Genomic DNA, 17,950 nt, shown 5'->3' on the forward strand with positions numbered 1-17,950 from the left:
ACAGATAACACTGACCCTTTTTTATTCACGGCCTATACTTAAATAGTATTAGGCCATGAATTTAGAGGGTCAGATGAAAACAATTACCGTTGCTTTAATATCGAGTCTGAGTTTTTTAACCGCTTGCAATAGTACACAAACTAACTTAGTTCCCCCACCGCTGTCGTTAACACAAGCCAACGAATTCATTGTATCTGAGGTCGAAAGCCAAGAGCAGATATTTGCATTAACCCCTCAAATTAAAGAGCAGCTCAACACTTCCTTTCCTAAAGAAGCTCGAACGTTACAAAATGCCAAAAAGTTACTTTATTTTTTGCTTAAAAATGGAGACTCGTCACTTTCATATCAATCAGGTGCAACACTTACGGCAGGTCAAAGCTATGCCAATTTAAATGCAAACTGTTTATCGCTATCAATATTAGCCTACAGCTTAGCTGAGCACCTCGGGCTCGAAGGGCAATTTCAACAAGTTCATATACCTGAATATTGGGCCCTCAATAACGGCTTTAATTTGCTAACAGGCCACATAAACTTAAAAGTAAAAGAAAGCAACAAAGCATCCGTAAATCATAAGGTGATTTACCCACAAGAACGGGCAATTATTATCGATTTTGATCCGAATAGTCGCCAAGAAGCATTTAGAACAACTAACATTAATAAAGCCCGAATCACCGCAATGTTCTACAACAACAAAGGTGTTTCAGCAATGCTGAAAAATGACTATGACCTTGCTTACAGTTATTATTTAGCTGCGATTAATGCGGACTATAAATACTCTGGTGCATGGGGAAATCTTGGGGTACTTTTTAGGCTTAACAATGATTTTCAGCGTGCAGAAACAGCGTATCAATATGCAATCACCTTAAACTCAGACAACAACACTGCTCTTGGCAATTTAGCTCGGCTTTATAATTTAACTGACAGAGTACAGCAAGGTCGCGAAATTTTAGCTATGCTCGACAAAAAACGCCAAGCAAACCCGTATTATCATATTTCGCTTGGCAATGATGCCTATACAACAAAACGCTATAGAGATGCTATCAAGCATTACAGAAAAGCCCGTGAGCTTGACCCAAAATTACATGATACCGATTTTGGTTTAGCACGAACTTATTATCAACTTGGCGATTTAAAACTGGCTAAAAAATATTTAACCATGGCTAACGATAAAGCTGACTTTGAGGAAGATAAAAAACGCTATGAAAGCAAGCTACGCGCGCTTCGTTCACATACTGCAAAACTGTCTTATCACGACTAGTTTAATTTACTTTTGCTGTTTTCAAGTCAATGCAAGCTCAAAGAAACAGCTTGAACACGATATAGCGACTCTTACTTCAAACCAGTTTTATGGCCGAAAAACGAATACTGTTGGTGCTAAGCGGGCTGCAGAATATATTACCCAGCGATTTAGTGACCTTGGTTATCAAATTCAACGCCAAGACTTTCACTACTCGGGCACCTTTTACCAGCAACCCCAAGCTAGTAACATTATTGCCGTTCAGCCAAACAGCTGCCAATCGTGCAAATTAATCGTGTTAACCGCACATTACGATCACTTAGGTTTACAAGGCAGTCGTCTTTACCCTGGAGCTAATGATAATGCCAGTGGTGTTGCAGCCCTTCTTTATATAGCAGCCATTTTTGCTGAGAAAACATCCCCATATAAGCTTGTGTTTGTTGCTACAGATGCAGAAGAAAATGGCTTACATGGTAGTGATTACTTCGTTTCTACATTAAATCCTAGCAACGTAAAGCTGAACATTAACTTAGACATGTTGGTGGTTAATCAGCACAAACCGCGTATGATCGCATTTTTAAATCATCAATCGCAGTACAAAAACGCCATAAACTCACTGTCTGACGAGAAAATACGGTTTATAGCAACAAGTTCTTCGCACTATTTAAACCGTTTGTTTGATTTAAAAGTTAACTGGCTTAAGGCAAGTGACCACTACTCTTTTGCTAAAGCTGACATTCCTTATATTTACTTTGGTATGGGTCATGATAAGCACCATCATCAAAGCACTGATACGATTGCACACATCAATTTCGATTTATATGAACACGCTATTCAAAAAATAGCTGAATTTATGGACAAGCTAACCGACTAACTTAGTAGGTAATTTAGATGTGGCTACAAACTCTATTTTTTGCGCCTTAGTGAGCTTTTTTACGCGACACTCAAATTTACTTGCCTCACTGCGACTACCCACTTGCTGTTGGTAAATTAATTTAAGCGGCCCTTTGCCTTTTAAATTTTTCGCACCTTTGCCAGCTTGGTGGGCTTCAAAACGTTTTTGCACATTGGTACTGATCCCCGTATACCAATGCCCTAAACGAGTCTGAACAATATACAAATGCCATGAAGCATCTGAGTTATCGCTATTTTTTATTGGATCGGGTAAACTTTCTGTATTATCTGTGGTCAAATTTGTGCCTCGTGATTGTTAATCGCATTTCAGTAAAAACAATTACTGAAAAGGGTTTTACCTTCTGTGACTAATCGGTATCATGCAGTGTATAAAAAATAAGGATTCAAACAAATAATGCAGTCGTTTAAAACTTTTTCTTTTTGGTTAGTACTTACCCTTACTTTAAGTGCTACAGCAGGGTGTTCAAGCTGGGTTTACCGTATCAATATTCCACAAGGTAACTTTTTAGAGCAATCTGACGTTGATAAACTTCGCGTCAATATGACACGCGAACAAGTTCTTTATGTACTTGGTAAACCAGTAGCTGAAGATTCATTCGACAATAATACATGGCATTATCTTTATGTATTTAATATTGGTCGTAGTAACGAACAGCGTAAATCACTAACGCTTAACTTTGAAAACGATAAACTGGTTTCACTTTCAGGTGATTATGAACAGCCAAGTGAATTCAATACACCGCTCGAGCAAGAGTAACGAATCACACTTAACAAAAAGGGTAGCTTAGCTACCCTTTTTGTTATGCTTTATTTAAAGGACGACCGCCCGTTACTTTGTTTGCTCGGCCTTCTTCTTTTGCTTTTTCTGCTCGGCGTCTGCGTGCATCTTTTGGATCTGCAATTAATGGGCGATAAATCTCTATTCTGTCGCCATCCTTAACCTGCTGATTTAATTTGCAGGTTCGATTCCAGATCCCTAATGTTAAATTGTTAGCATCGATTTCAGGACATTTGTCAAAAATACCTGACTTTATCACCGCCTGCTCTGCACTAGTCCCTACTGGTACTTCAACAAGTAAACTTGTCGCTGTGGTAGGTAGCGCATATACAACTTCAACAGTAATCATGTGCGTGCTCCGTAAACAGTTTTCGCGCGCTGAGTAAACGCATTCACCATATTTTTAGCAACTTCGTTAAATATTTTACCAAAAGCAAGCTCAATTAGTTTACTGGCAAATTCAAACTCTAAATGTAAGTGCACTTTGCATGCTTGCTCATCTAGAGGTAAAAACTGCCATTTACCCTGTAGCTTTTTAAACGGCCCATCCACTAAGCGTAGCGTAACCGTTTGCTCATCAATAAAGGTATTTTCGGTGGTGAACCACTTTTTCAAACCTGCTTTCGAGATCTCTAAGCTTGCTGTCATGCCGCTGGTTTGTTGTGCAATTATCTTCGCATCAGAGCAATGCGGCAAAAACTCTGGGTACGCATCTACATCGTTCACAAGATCAAACATTTCTTTACTGCTGTACATTACCAGCGCACTTTTTTCTATCTGCGGCATATTCACTCCCAACTGTGTCGGCGAATTTTAGCAAGCTTTGGCTATTTCCCCAAATTTTAGTAGCGTGAAAATTTATGCAAAGCCTTAAAAAAGCGATGTAAAAACGCTGTTTTTACGTATAATATGAGCCACTATGGCTAAGAAAAAATCATCTAAATCGACAAGTAATACCATCGCGCTTAACAAAAAAGCGCGCCATGAGTATTTTTTACACGATAAGTTCGAAGCAGGGGTTGAACTACAGGGCTGGGAAGTAAAAAGTATCCGAGCTGGTAAAGTAAACATCTCTGAGACTTATATTCATATTAAAAACGGCGAAGCATTTTTACTTGGCAGTCAAATTCAGCCACTCAATAGTGCTTCTACTCACGTGATTTGCGATCCTCTTCGTTATCGTAAGTTACTTTTAAATAAGCGTGAAATCGATCGTCTTATCGGTGCCACAGAACGCGATGGGTTTTCTTTAATCGCAACTGCAATGTACTGGAAAAAATGCTGGGTGAAGTTGGAGTTCCACCTTGCTAAAGGTAAAAAGATGCACGACAAACGCGAAGACGGAAAAAACAAAGATTGGGCGCGTGAAAAAGAACGCCTAATGAAACATAAAGCATAATTCTGCTCTTTGAGCCTAACTTAAGGTTAGGCTCTTATCCCTTATAAACTCTCGCTTTTTACAAATAAATCAATACCCTTTCTAAAAACCCATACTTTTTTGCTATTTCAAACAATATCATTTACATGATATCAATCTTTACTGTGATATTTTCACAATACTTTCACAATTAAACAAGGATTGAAATTTATGAAGAACACCCACCGCTTTATACAGCGACCTCTCTATGCATTTACAATTGCAGCGTTAAGTGGCACAAGTTTTATGTCTGTTGCCGCACAATCAGATGGAGCTGAAAAGGTCGAGCGTATTGAAGTTACAGGTTCTCGCATTAAGCGCTCTGATATTGAAGGCCCTTCACCGGTACAATCTATTAGTCGTGCTGATATCGACAATATGGGTTACGACAATCTACAGCAACTATTGGAGCGTATGCCAGTTGCAGGTAATGGAACTTTCTCTACGCGCGGTAATAACCAAGACTCAACAGCAAATGGTGCCGCTGCAGTGAGTCTTCGTGGCTTAGGTTCAGATGCAACACTGGTACTAATTAATGGCCGCCGTGTATCTATTAGTGCCTTTGCAGAAAGCATTACCAATTCATTTGTTGATATCAACTCAATCCCAGTCTCTGCTATTGAGCGTATCGATATTTTAAAGGATGGCGCATCAGCAATTTATGGTTCTGATGCAGTTGCAGGTGTAGTTAATATCATCTTAAAGAAAGATATCAATGGCCTGGAAGTAAACCTAGGTTACGGCGGTACTGATGGTCCTAACTACGAAGAAAAAACGGCAAGCCTAGTTTGGGGTACGAGTACTGAAAAAAGCAGTGCATCAATCATTATTGACTACTTTAACAACACAGCGCTGTCTTCTGATGAAATGGGTCGCTTAGGTACTGCAAATCAAGAACCTTATGGCGGCATGGATTTTCGTTCATCGCGTGGCTTCCCTGGCTACTTTTACGTAGATGGAGAAAAAACAATTGACCCTGCATGCCCGGCAGAAAATGCCACAGCAAGTGGGAGCTGTTTATTTGACTACGGTCCATTTGGTTATGTAACTCCGGCGTCAGAGCGTGTTGGTGCTATATCACAGTTTGAATACAACTTTGATAACGGTATTTCAGCTTTCTTAGAAGTGGCTGTACAACATAATACATCGCAAGCAGCTGGTGCCCCTACCCCTCTTGATGAAGATGCAGGCTTAACAGTGCCAGCAAGTCATCCAAATAACCCATTTGGCCAAGATATCGAGATTGGTCGCTACAGAACGGTAGATGCAGGCCCTCGTCAATGGGACATTGAGTCAGATACATTACGTTTTGTTGCTGGTTTAAGAGGTGAGATCAGTGACTGGAGCTGGGAAGCGGCAGTTCAAAAAGGCCGTAGTAAATCAATGCAAACAGGTGATAGAAGCCAAGGTTGGGTGCGCACTGATTTCTTACAACAAGAAATTGACGCAGGTAACTATAACCCATTCGGTGGCACCTATAATGACCAAGCAGTTATTGATCGTATTACCACAAGCTTAGTTCGCCGCGGCGAATCTCACATGACATCATTTGATGCAAATATCAGTGGTGAAGCATTTAGCTTTGGCGATGATGTAGTGATGATGGCTGCAGGTATTGAATACCGTGAAGAAGATGTGAGCGATATTCCAGATGACCAATTCCAACGCGGGTTAATCTTTGGTACTGAGTCTGTATCGGCTGCAGCAGAGCGCGATCAGTATGCTGCTTATATTGAGTTTTCAATTCCGTTAGCAGAAAACTTAGAGCTGCAATTAGCAGGTCGTTACGATGATTACAGTGACTTTGGTTCAACAACAAACCCTAAAGTAGCTGTGCGCTGGGCACCAACAGATTCAATTACTGTGCGTGGTTCTTGGGCTCAAGGTTTCCGTGCTCCTTCACTGGCACAAATTGGTTTAGGTCCATCTGAAGAAAGTCAGTTCTTTGTAGATACTTATCGTTGTCAGGCAACGGGACAGGATTGTAATGCTCTAGATTACAATATCCAATTTGCGGGTAACCCGAACCTTGAAGCTGAAGAATCAGAGTCATGGAACGTGGGCTTCATTTGGGCACCAACCGCTGAGTTTGGCTTTGGAATCGATGTATGGAGCATTACACAAGATAATAAGATAGACGAACAAGAGTTCGGCCCTATCTATGATAACAACTGTAACGATCAAAACAGCACTGTGTGTGTGCGTTTAGCACCACAAAATGGTCAAAGTTTAGGTGTAATCCAAAAAGTTTACAGCACCTTTGAAAACGTTTCATCGCAAGAAGTATCGGGTGTTGATGTGTCGGCAAACTACACTCATGCTATGAACGATTACGGCTTCTTAAAATTCAATTTAGAATGGGCATACCAAAACGAATTTAAAAAAGATGGTCGCGATTACACAGGCGAGTACCGTTACCCTGAAAACCGTTGGATTTTCTCAACAAATTGGGAAATGGGTGACTTCAATACCAATGTGAACGTTAGCTACACAGGCGAGTTTGAAGATACACCAGACATCGACTTTGATGGAAACTTAGACTTTGATAGCAACACATCACGTATGGTTGATTCGCAAACACTGGTTGATTTACAAACTGCGTATAACTTCTCAGATAAAATCAAACTATCTGTGGGTGTGAATAACGTATTTGATGAAGATCCTCCGTTCGCGATCGGCGATGGTGATGGCGACTTATATGGCTATGTATCGAGCGTACATAACCCACGTGGTCGTTATTTCTATACTAAGCTAACAATGCGCTTTAATTAATCTCGTTGAGCTTAAAAACAAAAACCCGCCAATTGGCGGGTTTTTTAATTCGCTAACAAAGGCCTAAATTATAGGTCGCCTTCGTTTTCAGAAAGGAATTTAGCAACACCTTCAGGGCTTGCATCCATACCTTTTTTACCTTCAGTCCAACCTGCCGGACATACTTCACCGTGCTCGCTGTGGAACGCTAGCGCGTCAACCATGCGGATCATTTCGTCGATGTTACGGCCTAGTGGAAGGTCGTTAACTACTTGGTGACGTACGTTACCTTCTTCGTCGATTAGGAAAGAACCACGGAAAGCAACACCAGCTTCTGGGTGCTCAACGTCGTATGCTTTACAGATTTCGTGTTTAACGTCTGCAACTAGTGCATATTTAACTTGACCAATACCACCGTCAGCAACGGCAGTGTTACGCCATGCATTGTGTGAGAATTGTGAATCGATAGAAACACCGATTACTTCAACGCCACGCTTTTGGAACTCTTCAAAACGCTTGTCGAAAGCGATTAACTCTGAAGGACAAACGAAAGTGAAGTCTAACGGGTAAAAGAAGATAACTGCTTTTTTACCTTTGATAGTTTCTTTTAGGTTGAAGTTTTCAACGATTTCACCGTTACCTAGAACAGCTGCTGCAGTAAAGTCTGGTGCCTGACGGCCAACTAATACACCCATTTTTATCTCCAAATATTTGAGTTTATTTCCAATTGCATAAGCAATACTTACCTTTATATGGTTCCAAAAAACTAAAAACCAAGAGTAAGCACTGATATTTTGTAAGATAGTTTAAAGAGGTTACAGAGAAATGAACAATCGGAAATATCGATATCACCAATCGGAAAAATTGATTTAGCTAAGTTACTCATTATCCATTGAATATTAATGAATGTACAACTGACTAAAGAGTAGAGCGTGCCCTCTCAAAGATATATTCTACAGAGCACAACACGCATCTTTAATCAGTACATCGGAAGCTAACTAATCCCTAAGTACTTATGCACCTGAACTGATAAACGCCAATTTTTCTCAATACATGTTTCAATAGCAAGTTTGGTCGCTGACTGCTTTTGACTAATTGGTTGAAGGTACACTAAACGTGGATTCACACCCGTTTTTAAGAATAAGTCTTCAAGCTCTTCAACATGCTTTTGCATTGCAACAGGATGCTTAATTTCATCAGCACGCTGCATCGCACTGCGCAGTACTTTATAGCCACCACGCATATTAATCTTTGGTGATACGGTCACCCATGTTTGCTCAGGCGCTAAAATCTCAAATGTGCCGCTGGTTTCAATTTGAGTTGAGTAGCCGTTTGCATGTAATAATTCACACACTGGATTTAGGTCGTACATGCAAGGCTCACCACCGGTGATCACCACATGTTTAGCGTTATAGCCACGTTCTTTAAATAATGCTAATACTTGCTCTGCTGATGCTTCTGCCCAATGATCAGAATCCGCTTTTTTCTCGACCGTGTCATCAAGAGACACTTTATATACATTATCAACATCCCATGTTTGCTTCGTATCACACCAAGCACAGCCTACAGGGCAGCCTTGTAAACGTAAAAAGATTGAAGGTGTACCCGTAAAACTCGCTTCACCTTGAATTGTTTCAAACACTTCGTTAATTTTGTACAAAAGACATCTCACTTACGACACGACGGTATAAAATACATACCATCAGATAAACCAAAAACACTGGCAAAAATTGTTATTTAGGCCCGAGCCGTGTAGTATATCGCGCCCTGAAGTAAACCTCTATCAAAAGTAAGAGCAAAACAGTTATGACGCAAAAAGTAGTTGTTATTTATTCCGGCGGTATGGACTCGTTTACCGTATTAAATAAAGCCCTGCAACAAGGCCACGAAGTGTATGCCCTGTCGTTCGACTACGGCCAGCGTCATGTTAAAGAGCTTAAAGTTGCCGCTCAAGTATGTGAAAAATTAGGTGTTCCACATAAAATTGTTGATATTTCAGCGATCAACCAATTGATTGGTGGTTCATCACTGACCGACGATATTGACGTGCCAGAAGGTCACTACGAAGAAGAAAGCATGAAGAGCACAATTGTGCCTAACCGCAACATGATCTTACTTTCACTTGCTGTGGGTTATGCGGTGTCTTTAAAAGCCAGCAAAGTTTATTACGGTGCGCACTCAGGCGATCATGCTATTTATCCTGATTGTCGCCCTGAGTTTGTGCAAAAAATGGATGATGTTTGCCGTATTGCTAATTACGACGCTGTTGAGATTTTCAGCCCGTACTTAAACAATACCAAAATCGACATTTTAACAGACGGTTTAAAAATGGGTCTTGATTACAGCCAAACATGGACCTGTTACAACGGCCGCGACAAAGCCTGTGGCAAATGTGGTGCCTGCCAAGAACGCTTAGAAGCTTTCGCATTAAATAACGTTACCGACCCTATCGAGTACGAATAACCATAACGTTTAAGTTTAAAAGGCGAGATTAACTCGCCTTTTTTGATTGTGTTTGTTGGATAAGTTTTAGCAGCTCTGCAGTGGCAGTCGCATCGGCTAATGCTCGGTGATGATTAGTTAAATTCAATTCAAAATGTGCCGCTAAATTACCGAGTGAATAAGACTTAAGCTTTGGAAATGCTTTGCGCGACTCAACCACTGTACATAGCTTTGGCATTTTAAAGCCCTGCCCGATTGCACTGTATTCTTTGCGAATAAAACCGTAATCAAAATTCACATTATGGGCAACAAAAACACTGCCTTTTAAAAGTGAACGCAGTGTATCGGCAACCTCTTCAAAGCGAGGAGCATCACGCACCATCGCAGCATTAATTCCTGTTAGCTTAGTGATAAAGGCAGGAATACTTCGCTCAGGATTGATTAAACTTGCCCATTGCTTTATCACTTCGCCCGCTTGTAACTGCACAACTGCAATTTCGGTGATTTTATTATTACCTTGTACGCCACCCGTGGTTTCTATATCAACGACACTATAAATACGGTTCGGATCATTAAACCAATTTACTGCGACGATCTTTACTGCAAAGCCCTGCTGTTTTAACACCTCAATACTGACAAGTTGGTTACGTCTTAGTTTGTCGCCAGGGGCTTTTACTTCTTCAAAGGTGAGCTTATCCCCTTTTAGCACCATCAAGTCTGGGTAACCGTCTTTTAGCTGCTTAAAGGTTTTTGACATTTGTAATAAATGCGCTTTTAAATTTGCAAGCGGGCTGTGTTTTATTAATACCTCTAGCGGCTCTAAAATATCGCTATGCCACATAAAAACACCATTAGGTGTTTCGTAAAACTGCCCTGCATTTTTGCAGACATGTTTATACAAGGCTTCATTGCTAGTGAAATTTGCAAGCTTTTGCTCAATTTGTGTTTGTTGCAAAGTGTAAAAGCAATCAGCCTGCAACACCTTTGGGTAAATATCAAATTCATTACACGGCGGGTGCGGAGTCTCTATAAAAAGCTCTTGCCAAAACGTTAAGGTAAAGAAGCTCAACCAAAGGTTATTCTCAGTAAAAAATACCGTGTTACCAAGCTGTTGATAGTGCTCGCACACTCCTTGCTCTACATCGCCACGGTAAATATCATCAACCTCTAATTGATGCTCTGTATCCATGAGCATTTGTGTTAAGCGTGAACGTTGTTGCTTGTTATATTTACGCTGTAAAAAATCTTCAGCAAAATACAAAATGCCATCATCAAGTGGGTCTTGAATAATACTTTCAAGCTTTTGCTCAACCCAGTCTTTATCTCCTTGCTTATAACGCTGGCGAATAGCTAGCTCTTGCGCTTCACTGCTGCCTTCACAGTGCTCAAGTAACTCAAATGCAAATGCTAAGTTATGCTCTTTGAGTTGTTTGTATAGGCGAATAAGTAACTTATTTTTAATACTCTGGGCTAGTTCATCTTCACAGCTGATAGCTAAAAGCGCATGGGCTAAGTTTTGATACTGTGTTTGTGACTCGCTTTGCTTAAACTGCATGCGTAATTGGTTTAATTGATAATGTGTTTGTGCCTCGGCTAGCGTTTGAAAACGCGATAAGCTCTCGCTGACATCGCTACGCACTTTTGCAATTCCTAAGTCACGCATCACAAATCGGTTTTGATGATTTATATCGCCGCCACTCAGTCGGCCACTGTATAAAAACTCAAAATATTCATAATATTGGTCTCGGCTATTAACTACAAACTGACTAAACAATGCCTCTAAATCAGCGTGGCTACGATCGATATGTTGTTTACACAGTTGGGTTAAGCTCTGTTTACTGGCTGACTTTTTGTAATCAGCTTGAGTTGCCATTAACGCATCGTTTGCTAATAAGGTTAACAGGGTTGGCTTTGTTAAATGTTCAAGCAATAGATCTAATTCGTCGTTGTTAGGATGCGCTACCAGTCCTTGTTGTTTTAACTTAAAAATAGCACCGTGAAGATTAGGGATCTCTTCATAATTTAATGATGACAATGCGACAATTTTTGGCTTACGAGAATAAATACGCAGCAAAGTACACAAGCTTTGCTCATCAAGTTGAAGGAGTTTTTTAAGAAATTGCTGCTGCTCTGCTAAAAGCAGATGCCTGCACTGAGATTGAATAAACTCAGCAAGCTCAAAGAAGTGACTTAAATAATATTTTGCTGGTAATTGTGTTTTCATAGCCAAACCCGACACTGTATATAATTACAGTATCGGGTATTAGCTAAGCGATTTCAATATTTGAGGCTATTTAACTTTTAAAATACCCACAACCGCGCAAATTGCGCCACCCACCATACCTAACCAAGCTTCAATCGGCGTATCGCCGCTAAAAGTTCGGCTAATTTGCGCACTCGCCGAGTCATACACGTTGTAACCCCAAACCGCGAGTGCTACACCAATAACAATTAAAGCAATCCCTATAATTTTTCCCATTGTGTTGTTCCTTATTGTTGTTTTTTATTACATGTTAGTACGAACAGTTTTGCACATAAAATAATTAGCTGCAAAACCTTAAGCAATAATCAAACTAAAGATTATGTTTTGCCCACTTAACGAAACATGAAGCTCTGCACCAATTGCTCGACTTAACGCCTTGGCAATGGATAAACCTAAACCGAAGTTATCATTAGACGTTCTGGCACTGTCTTTTTGCCATAGTGGATCAAATAACTGGCTAATATCTTCATCTGTTAAGGATACTTTTAATTCATTAGTAACAGAGAATTGCAACTTACCCTCGTCATTCAACTGCGTACTTACAATCACTACGCTCTTTTCTGGGCTATATTGTTTGGCGTTATTGACAAGGTTGGTGATGATTGATTCAAGTGCAAATAGATTACTAACAATCGCCGGTATATCTTCTTGAAGTGCAAATTCAACTCGCTCTAAATCGCACTTTTCTAAAATGCGCATTATGACCTGATTTAAATCACAAGCGTCTTGTTTTGGTAAGGCTTCATTACTGTATTTATGCAGTAGCAATAAGTTCGACACAATGCTTTTTAACCGTTGGCTAATTTTTAGTACCTCGGGTTTAAAATCGGCTTCAAATTCTTTTTCATCAGGAAAACGAATTGCCACTTCGGTCATGTTGATTAGCTCAGCAATAGGGGTTTTTAGTTCGTGAGCGATGTCTGAGGTTAAACGTTTTTCGCGAAAGTAAAGCTGCCTATTTTCTTGAATAAAGGCATTTAAGCTATTTACAATCGGCTGCAGCTCTTTAACTGGTTCTTCAACGACAATTATTGCGTTTTTATCAGCGATACTGAGCTTACTTATATCACGATTTAATTTATTGAGTGGTGCTAGCGAGCTGTCGACCGATTTACGCACAAATAAACGAATAAAGACAATGACTGTTACTGTGGTTACCACAAAAATAATGTCGATAAGCCATAATATAAAATCAACTTCTTCGGAAGATGCGGCATAAGCCAACGTGAGTGTTTTAAAGTTCGGCTTACTCACCCCATCATAAGAGCTGTGGTGCGAATGTGGATCAAACTGCGGTTGAAAGCGAGTATAAATGATCCGTCCATCTCGACCATCTGGTAACTGGGTGGTCATTATTTTCGCTTCACCGAGTTTTAGTTCTTGAAACTTAAGGCTCTTTACTGGAAATAAATCAAGACTTGGTGAGCGAATAAGTACGCCCTCATCAGTCCACATTTGAAAATACTCAGGTTCAACTCGGCCATCAAACTCTGGCATAAACTCACCTGGGTGGTTAAAACCTATCCCTTGGTCGTCCTCATGCACCAGTGTCATTAGCATACCAGCTTTTGAGTGTAAGCCACGGTTAAACTCATTATCTATCCAGCTGTCGACGGCAATATCTGTAGCTAATAAAATACCTAAAACAAGCCCTGTTATAGCTATAGATAGAGTAAAAACTAATTTACTGCGAATTGATTTCATCACCTTCCTTGAATTATGTAACCAAAGCCGCGCTTGGTTTGAATAGGTAACTCACCACCTGCCGCTCTAACCTTTTTACGTGCCGATGATAAATGCGCCTCAATAGAGTTTTTCGAAACCAAGTCATATTGTCCAGCAATATAAGTACTTAACTTTTCTGATGTAATAACTTTATTTTGATTACTAAATAAGCACTCAACAATTTTGTATTCGTTGGGTGTAAGGTCGATGACAGTGTCACCGACTTGCAACAGTTTTAATTGTAAGTTCAAAGACAGGTTATCGATGCGGATCACGTCACTGATTGTTTTCAAGCCACCGCGACGCATCAAGTTTAATAACCTTGCATGAAGCTCATCAAACGAAAATGGTTTTGTTAGGTAGTCATCGGCCCCTGTCAGCAGCCCTTTCACTTTGTCTTCAGGCTCTTGCTTGGCAGATAAAATCAGCACACGCACATCGAGCTGCTTTGCTCTAATTGTTTGTAATAGGGTAATACCATCAATGCTGGGTAACATAATGTCGAGTATGATTAATTCGTAATCTCCTGTCATTGCCATACTCAAACCTTCAGCACCATCGCCAGTTTCATCAATGGTAAAACCTAGGTTTTCAAGGCCAATTCGTAGACTACGTCTTAATGACACTGAATCTTCAATAATTAACAATTTCATATGTTACTCAAATAGGTAAAAACACTTTTACGTCATCAGGTTACGCCAACAAACTTAAGATTCACTTAAGATTTACTGAAGTTTTTCTGGTTTAGAAAATATTAAGATTACCATAAGGATTTCTTAAGTTTTGCTTCCTACTATTGCCGTAGTTTCGATTAAGTAAGTACGACTATGACAGCAAAACTCTCCGTTTTAAAACCTTTGTTTCGTTTTACCTTATTATTAATGGCAGTTTTTATGCTGTCGAGAATTGGCTTGCTGTTATGGCAACAGCAACGGCTCGTTGATGGCGATAGCTTAGCGGTGCTAATGGGTGGCCTGAGAATCGACTTGAGTAGCCTTGGTTACTTATCAGCCTTAGCTGTTTTGATGTTACTTGCTAACGTGTTTTTGCGCAGTAAGACCGCTTTATTTCAACATGCTTTTACTCTTTATAGCAGCCTAGTTGTGACTTTAATCGTGGTTGTTGAGGCTTCGACACCCGCGTTTATTAACCAATACGATGTGCGACCAAATCGCTTATTTGTCGAATACCTAGATTATCCTCAAGAAGTATTCTCTATGCTGTTAAATGGCCATCTGCTGGCTATGATAAGCAGCTTAATTATTGCAACATTAAGTTGTGTGTTTACGTATCGCTTTATAAGCGCAGCATTTAGTAAACAACAGAACACTAAAAAAGTTAGCCAAGTTGTAATACTCGTTACCACCTTATTAGTTTGTTTAATTAGCGCAAGAGGTACTGTAAGTCATCGCCCGTTAAATCCTGCGTTAGTGTACTTTTCAAGTGACTCGCTGGTTAACTCCTTGGCCCTTAATTCAACTTACAGTGTCGCATTTGCTATTAAAAATATGGGCAATGAAAAAAATGCCAGTAGTTTGTATGGCACCATGCCACGTAATGAAATTTTACAAACAGTCAAGCAAGCCGCCTATAAACAGCAATTTATCACTGAGAGTATTCCTACTCTTGCTAACAACCTGCCTTTTAACACCGGTAAACAAAAGAATTTAGTTATCATTTTAGAAGAAAGCTTAGGCGCACGCTTTGTTGGTGAATTAGGTGGTATTGGCGTGACTCCTGAACTAGATAAGCTTTATCAACAAGGCTGGGGGTTTGATAATTTATACGCTACTGGCACACGCTCTGTTCGTGGTATCGAAGCAGTTACAACTGGGTTTACTCCTTCCCCTTCACGCTCTGTGGTAAAACTTTCTAAATCACAGCGCAACTTTTTTTCTCTTGCCGATGTATTAACCCGCACCGGTTATACCACCCAATTTATCTACGGCGGTGAAAGCCATTTTGATAACATGAAAAGCTTTTTCTTAGGGAATGGCTTTAGCGATATTGTCGATATTAATGACATACAAAGCCCAGAGTTTATCTCATCTTGGGGAGTAAGCGACGAAGACTTGTTTAATCAAGCTGATAAAGAGCTAAACGAGTTAAATAAAACGGGCAAGCCTTTTTTCAGCCTTGTGTTTACGTCAAGTAACCACGACCCATTCGATATACCAGAAGGTAAAGTAACGCTACCTGATGGCCACGACCCAGAAAACTACAAACGCGACCTAGCAATTAAATACGCTGATTATGCACTAGGTAAATTCATCGCAAAGGCAAAAACGCAAAATTACTGGCAAGACACGGTATTTTTAGTGGTTGCTGATCATGATGTACGGGTGTTTGGCTCAGAGCCTGTACCGCTTAAATCTTTCCATATTCCTGCTGTGATCCTAAACAGTGATGTAAAAGCAAAGCGCGATACTCGCTTAGTCAGCCAAATAGACTTACCTGCTACTTTGTTGTCTTTATTAGGTGTAGGGCAAGCAACTCCCATGCTTGGCTATGACTTAACTAAACAATACCCTGTTGAGCGCGCCATGATGCAGTACTACGACAACTTTGCTTATGTAGAAAATGGTGAGGCGGTAATACTAATGCCAAACCAAAAAGTGAGTTATTGGCGTTATGACACAACCAATAAAAGCCAAGTTGCCATTGATAAACCCACCACTGACTTAAATCTTGCCAAAAAAGCGCTGGCTCATGTCTTATTTAGCAATCTTGCTTATACCGAAAAGCTGTATCGCTTACCGAATAAATCATAGCGATGAGGAATGACTATGAGTATACAAATCAAACAACTGTTTACTAAAAAATGGCCCGTTAGCTACAGCCAATTTGTCTGGCTAGTGTCTTTATATTTAGTTATCGCTTTTAACGGCTTATTTTTATATAACGTGTTTGAGGCGGCAGCCAAGCCTGGGCATGTCGACTGGTTATTCATAATAACCGTGCCGTTTTTCTTATTGGCATTGACGGCAATGGTGCTAAGTTGGCTGTCGTTAATCACCTTTGTAAAGCCCATACTTTTGACAAGCGTGGTGCTCTCGTCACTGCTGTTTTATGCCACTTTAAACTATGGCGTGATCTTCGATAAAAGCATGTTGCAAAATGTCTTAGAAACAAATTCAGGTGAGGCATTTTCATACCTGAATGTACAAGTTATCGCTTTTATTGGTGTGCTTGGAGTGCTGCCAGCCTATTTATTTTCTCGCTTTAAGATTGTTGGCCACTTTCGCGAACGCCTAAAAAGCTTTGCGCTATTAAACCTTGCAGCTGTTATCGTTGTAGCCATTATTGCGGTACCATTTTATAAAGATTATGCCTCTGTAGGGCGTAATAACCGCCAATTAACGAGCTACATAACTCCTTTTGCATTTTACACTGCAGGTTATAAGTACTTGCGCGATAATTATTTTTATCCTCCTTTACCATTCAAAGTATTAGATAAAACACCGCATTTATTGGCTAAGCAGCAAAGCTCACTCACCATTATGGTAGTAGGCGAAACAGCACGAGCTGCCAATTTTTCACTGCAGGGTTATGAAAAACCAACCAATCAAAATACACCTAAGCTTGGGGTAAAATATTTCAGTAATGTTAGTTCATGCGGTACAGCAACCGCAATTTCTGTACCTTGCATGTTCTCTCGATTAGACCGCAACAGCTATGATTCACGTATAGCACAAAGCCAAGAGAATGCGCTTGATATCATTCAACGAAGTGGAGTTGAAGTAACATGGATTGATAATAACAGCAGCTGCAAAGGGGTTTGCGTGCGTGTTAAATCACAAACGATAGAACCGACAAAGAGCAATCCACTTTGTGATGGCCATTACTGTTTTGATGAGGTACTCGTTGATGAGTTAGCAGCAACACTTGCCAAGAGTAATGCAAAGCACCAACTAGTGGTGTTACATATGATTGGTTCACATGGGCCAACCTACTATCGCCGCTACCCAAAAAAAGACACTAAATTTTTGCCTGACTGCCCACGTAGCGATATCCAAAATTGTAGCAGCGAGCAACTCACAAACACCTATGACAATACCATTGCTTATACCGACTTAGTGCTGAGTAAACTAATCAACTTGCTTAAAGACAGTAAAGCGGATGATAAATCACTGCTATATGTCTCTGATCATGGTGAGTCGTTAGGTGAAAAAGGTTTGTATTTACACGGTTTTCCATATGCATTAGCGCCAAAAGAGCAAACTCAAGTGCCTATGCTGTTTTGGAGTAATAAGCTAGCCGATAGCCGCTTTAACCAATGTATTGAACAACAGCGTAACCATGCTTTTTCACACGATAACATTTTTGACACCCTACTTGGCTTAACCCATGTCGGAAGTACTAAATATAATCCTGAGCAAGACATTTTTTATGCTTGCTCAAAACAAAGCTAACGAAATAGAG

At 40.2% G+C, this 17,950-nt stretch carries 17 protein-coding genes; 8 read left to right on the top strand and 9 right to left on the bottom strand.

What is annotated here, in order from left to right:
• Positions 1–73: 73 nt before the first annotated feature.
• A complete protein-coding gene (locus NH454_RS00400; RefSeq protein WP_235383489.1) occupies positions 74–1,258 on the top strand; it encodes a tetratricopeptide repeat protein in 1,185 nt (394 codons plus the stop codon).
• Positions 1,200–2,111, top strand: a complete 912-nt coding sequence (locus NH454_RS00405; protein WP_253038031.1) for a M28 family peptidase — start codon at positions 1,200–1,202, stop codon at positions 2,109–2,111. Before NH454_RS00400 ends, NH454_RS00405 begins: the two co-directional genes overlap by 59 nt.
• Here the strand turns inward: NH454_RS00405 and NH454_RS00410 are convergent.
• Positions 2,100–2,429 (bottom strand): GIY-YIG nuclease family protein, encoded by a 330-nt coding sequence (locus NH454_RS00410; RefSeq protein ID WP_235383487.1) that lies wholly within the window; start codon positions 2,427–2,429, stop codon positions 2,100–2,102. The two genes, NH454_RS00405 and NH454_RS00410, sit on opposite strands and share 12 nt — an antisense overlap.
• Positions 2,430–2,546: 117 nt before the next feature.
• On the opposite strand from NH454_RS00410, the gene bamE reads away from it, so the two are divergent.
• A complete protein-coding gene (gene bamE / locus NH454_RS00415) occupies positions 2,547–2,909 on the top strand; it encodes an outer membrane protein assembly factor BamE (protein ID WP_135924054.1) in 363 nt (120 codons plus the stop codon).
• Between the two features lie 43 nt (positions 2,910–2,952).
• On the opposite strand, the gene NH454_RS00420 is transcribed toward bamE, so the two are convergent.
• Positions 2,953–3,279, bottom strand: a complete 327-nt coding sequence (locus tag NH454_RS00420) for an RnfH family protein (protein ID WP_135924053.1) — start codon at positions 3,277–3,279, stop codon at positions 2,953–2,955.
• Positions 3,276–3,716, bottom strand: a complete 441-nt coding sequence (locus NH454_RS00425) for a type II toxin-antitoxin system RatA family toxin (protein WP_135924052.1) — start codon at positions 3,714–3,716, stop codon at positions 3,276–3,278. Before NH454_RS00425 ends, NH454_RS00420 begins: the two co-directional genes overlap by 4 nt.
• Positions 3,717–3,849: 133 nt before the next feature.
• On the opposite strand from NH454_RS00425, the gene smpB reads away from it, so the two are divergent.
• Positions 3,850–4,329: an SsrA-binding protein SmpB gene (gene smpB / locus NH454_RS00430; RefSeq protein WP_063700124.1), complete on the top strand. Its 480-nt coding sequence runs from the start codon at positions 3,850–3,852 to the stop codon at positions 4,327–4,329.
• Positions 4,330–4,518: 189 nt separating this feature from the next.
• Positions 4,519–7,119: a TonB-dependent receptor gene (locus tag NH454_RS00435; RefSeq protein ID WP_138556985.1), complete on the top strand. Its 2,601-nt coding sequence runs from the start codon at positions 4,519–4,521 to the stop codon at positions 7,117–7,119.
• A 68-nt stretch (positions 7,120–7,187) separates the two neighbouring features.
• Here NH454_RS00435 and NH454_RS00440 read toward each other — a convergent pair whose 3' ends face one another.
• Positions 7,188–7,793, bottom strand: a complete 606-nt coding sequence (locus NH454_RS00440; RefSeq protein ID WP_135924050.1) for a peroxiredoxin C — start codon at positions 7,791–7,793, stop codon at positions 7,188–7,190.
• 299 nt (positions 7,794–8,092) lie between these two features.
• On the bottom strand, positions 8,093–8,758 hold the full coding sequence (queE, locus tag NH454_RS00445; protein WP_135924049.1) for a 7-carboxy-7-deazaguanine synthase QueE: 666 nt from the start codon (positions 8,756–8,758) through the stop codon (positions 8,093–8,095).
• A gap of 122 nt (positions 8,759–8,880) precedes the next feature.
• Between queE and queC the strand changes: the two genes are divergently transcribed.
• Complete coding sequence (gene queC, locus NH454_RS00450) at positions 8,881–9,561, top strand: 7-cyano-7-deazaguanine synthase QueC (protein WP_281546462.1); 681 nt, start codon at positions 8,881–8,883, stop codon at positions 9,559–9,561.
• 28 nt (positions 9,562–9,589) lie between these two features.
• Here the strand turns inward: queC and NH454_RS00455 are convergent, their stop codons facing one another.
• From NH454_RS00455 to NH454_RS00470, 4 genes are all read right to left on the bottom strand, one after another.
• Entirely contained in the window at positions 9,590–11,764 is a 2,175-nt protein-coding gene (locus NH454_RS00455) for an exonuclease domain-containing protein (protein WP_235383485.1), read from the bottom strand.
• A 66-nt stretch (positions 11,765–11,830) separates the two neighbouring features.
• Positions 11,831–12,019, bottom strand: a complete 189-nt coding sequence (locus NH454_RS00460) for a DUF3185 family protein (protein WP_135924046.1) — start codon at positions 12,017–12,019, stop codon at positions 11,831–11,833.
• A gap of 78 nt (positions 12,020–12,097) precedes the next feature.
• Positions 12,098–13,507 (bottom strand): ATP-binding protein, encoded by a 1,410-nt coding sequence (locus tag NH454_RS00465; RefSeq protein ID WP_235383484.1) that lies wholly within the window; start codon positions 13,505–13,507, stop codon positions 12,098–12,100.
• Positions 13,507–14,181, bottom strand: a complete 675-nt coding sequence (locus NH454_RS00470; protein WP_135924044.1) for a response regulator transcription factor — start codon at positions 14,179–14,181, stop codon at positions 13,507–13,509. Before NH454_RS00470 ends, NH454_RS00465 begins: the two co-directional genes overlap by 1 nt.
• A gap of 174 nt (positions 14,182–14,355) precedes the next feature.
• On the opposite strand from NH454_RS00470, the gene NH454_RS00475 reads away from it, so the two are divergent.
• Positions 14,356–16,299 (top strand): LTA synthase family protein, encoded by a 1,944-nt coding sequence (locus tag NH454_RS00475; RefSeq protein WP_253038032.1) that lies wholly within the window; start codon positions 14,356–14,358, stop codon positions 16,297–16,299.
• 15 nt (positions 16,300–16,314) lie between these two features.
• The gene (locus NH454_RS00480) at positions 16,315–17,940 is read left to right on the top strand and encodes a phosphoethanolamine--lipid A transferase (RefSeq protein WP_235383482.1); all 1,626 of its coding nucleotides are present in this window, start codon (positions 16,315–16,317) and stop codon (positions 17,938–17,940) included.
• The last annotated feature ends 10 nt before the right edge of the window (positions 17,941–17,950 follow it).

It is taken from the genome of Pseudoalteromonas sp. Ps84H-4 (assembly GCF_024124645.1).
GTDB lineage: Bacteria > Pseudomonadota > Gammaproteobacteria > Enterobacterales > Alteromonadaceae > Pseudoalteromonas > Pseudoalteromonas lipolytica_C.